The sequence below is a fragment of the Mesorhizobium sp. M7A.F.Ca.CA.002.05.1.1 genome, from assembly GCF_003998335.1.
GTDB lineage: Bacteria > Pseudomonadota > Alphaproteobacteria > Rhizobiales > Rhizobiaceae > Mesorhizobium.
The window spans coordinates 1-2,409 of record NZ_RZQI01000890.1 but is presented as its reverse complement, the minus strand read 5'-3'; the positions used below and the strand labels follow the sequence as shown (position 1 = coordinate 2,409).

At 62.0% G+C, this 2,409-nt stretch carries 3 protein-coding genes; 2 read left to right on the top strand and 1 reads right to left on the bottom strand.

The window, feature by feature from the left end; translation table 11 throughout:
* Positions 1–354: 354 nt before the first annotated feature.
* Together EN939_RS30095 and EN939_RS30090 are read left to right on the top strand one after the other, a co-directional pair.
* Positions 355–540, top strand: coding sequence for a hypothetical protein (locus EN939_RS30095; protein ID WP_127271300.1), 186 nt, complete (start codon positions 355–357; stop codon positions 538–540).
* A 232-nt stretch (positions 541–772) separates the two neighbouring features.
* Complete coding sequence (locus tag EN939_RS30090; protein WP_127271302.1) at positions 773–1,720, top strand: alpha/beta hydrolase; 948 nt, start codon at positions 773–775, stop codon at positions 1,718–1,720.
* A 27-nt stretch (positions 1,721–1,747) separates the two neighbouring features.
* On the opposite strand, the gene EN939_RS30085 is transcribed toward EN939_RS30090, so the two are convergent.
* Positions 1,748–2,409 (bottom strand): LysR substrate-binding domain-containing protein (locus EN939_RS30085; RefSeq protein WP_127271298.1); only part of this gene is annotated, 662 nt, incomplete at its 5' end.

The window sequence follows — 2,409 nt, the reverse complement described above, 5'->3', positions numbered from 1 at the left end:
CGTCTACGCCATGGCGCTGCCCAACAAGGTCGATCCGTTCCCGAAGCTGTCGGCAGCGGTGAAACTGCCGCCGCGCAAGACGGTCAGCGAGGACGGCGTTGCCGGCGATGCCGCTCCGCGACGGCGTTCGCGCGAAGGCCACGCCGCCAGGCGTGGACGGGAATAAGCGGCCGCGCCCAGGTCACGGCCTTTCCAAACTCATTTGCATGCAAATGTTTCCGGATCGCCTGATCCGGAAACCAAAAAGCTGTTTTCGTGAAATTCGCCAGATACATGGCAGGCGCATTCAACCGGCATCGAATGGCAGGCTGGAGATATCTTTCCAGCCGCCGCAACGCTCCAGAGGAGACAACGATGTCAATGCTCGAAAACCTCGGCCGCTATGGCACGGCCATCAAGAATGCTCACGACCGCAGCAAGGCGCGACGCCTGTTGAACAGCCTGCCGCCCGAAATCCAGAAGGATATCGGCTGGCCGGTATCGCCGCGATCCAGCGAAAAGGCCGCACTTATCAACACGATCTGGAGCGCCGCGCGCTGATGACCTTCGCCGACAAATGCAAATTGCTCGGCATGCGTCGGGGATCTCGCATGTCCCCGGCGACCACCAGCAACCGGCTGCGTGCCGCACTTCTACCACGTCGCTGAGCACCGCGGCGTGGATCACACCACCGTGTAGATACGGCGCAAATCTTGACATTTTCGGCCACGGCACGATCTTCGAAGATAGTGGGGGTTCTCTTAGTCGGCTTTGCCGAAGTTCGTGTATTCGCATGCCAAGTTTGAAAAGCCATGTCGTGTCTTTCGTCCTGCGGCACAGCCGCAAGCAGGCATTTGCCAGTCCGGAAAATTTGCAGCGCTGGATCGCGGCCGCGCGCAAGACCGAGAACCACCGCCCGCCCGCCTCGTTGCATCAGCGTCTCGACATCGAGATGCATACGGTCGATGGCTTCCCCGTCTACGAAATCGCACCCAGGACCGGCGAGCAGAAGCGGATTCTCTACTTGCACGGCGGTGCCTATGTCTTTGAAATCACACCCTATCATTGGCACCTGATCGCCGAGATGGCGGATCGGCTGGGCTACGGGATCACGGTGCCGATCTATCCAATCGCTCCCGAACACGATTTCCATGCCATGTTCGGAATGGTTGGCGATGTCTACCGGCAGATGCTCGCCGAGACGGAAGCCGAAGACATCGTCTTCATGGGCGATTCCGCCGGCGGCAATATGGCTGTGGTGCTGACCATGATGGTCGCCGAAGAAGGACTGCCCCTGCCGTCGCGGCATGTGCTCATTTCGCCGGGTCTCGACGTGTCGCTCACCAACCCCGCAGTGTTCGAGGCGGAACGCACCGACCCTTGGCTGGGCATAGCTGGCGGAAGGGAGGCGATTCGCCTGTACAGTGCCGGCATCGATCCCAGCGACTGGCACATCAGCCCGGTCTATGGAGATCTGTCAGTGCTGCCAAGAACGCTGCTTTTGACCGGCTCGCGCGATCTTTTGACTCCCGACAATCTGATCTTCGCCGAAAAAGCCCGCGCAGCCGGCGTTGAAATCGATCTTGTCTATGAGGAAGGCATGTTCCACGTCTGGCCGCTGATTGACATGCCGGAAGCCCGGCGCGCCCGCGAGCGCATCGTCGCCTTTCTCGGGGAGAGCCGGATCGTGCACGATACGAGAGTAAGGCCTGAACAGCGCCCCGCCGAAGCGGCGGAGTAGCTTTATACTATCGTCCTTACCAGCCGGTCAGAACTTGCCGGTTTCCCGGAAGACTTCGAAAGTCGCGCGGATGTGGTCGGCAACGGCCTTGACCGGGGCACTGGCATCCGGCGCCACCACCATCGCCAGATTGTAGGTCCCGATGTCGGGCATGCCGTCCTTCGGGCAGAGTTCGACCATGTCATTGCCGAGGAACGACTTCGGCAATGGCGCCACGGCGAGATCGGACATGATCGCGGCGCGCTGGCCGGCCGTGTGCGCGCTCATATAGGCGATGCGGTAATTGCGGCCCTCGCGGCCAAGCGCATCGAGCGCCCCGGCACGCCAGGCGCAGCCCTCTTCCCACAGCGACACCGGCAGCGGCTCGCGCAGATGCGCGCAGCCGCCCTTGGCACCGGCCCAGACGATCGGCTCGGTCAGCAGCACCTCGGCGCCGAGCGCGCTGGTCTTGTAGGAATTGGTCAGCAGCGTGATGTCGAGCGCCCGGTCGTCCATGCGCCGGCGCAGATTGCTGCTCTGGTCGATGGTGACGTCGACGGCGATCGACGGATGCGACTGCGCAAAACGCTTCAGCACATGCGGCAGCACGCGCTCACCGTAATCGTCCGGCGAGCCAAGCCGCACCACACCGACAATCTCGGGAATGATGAACTTCGACACCACCTCGCGATTGATGGACAGCAGTCGGC

Coding starts and splice junctions, on each gene's coding strand:
- EN939_RS30090 (WP_127271302.1), top strand. CDS start 773: ATGCCAAGTTTGAAAAGCCATGTCGTGTCTTTCGTCCTGCGGCACAGC.
- EN939_RS30095 (WP_127271300.1), top strand. CDS start 355: ATGTCAATGCTCGAAAACCTCGGCCGCTATGGCACGGCCATCAAGAAT.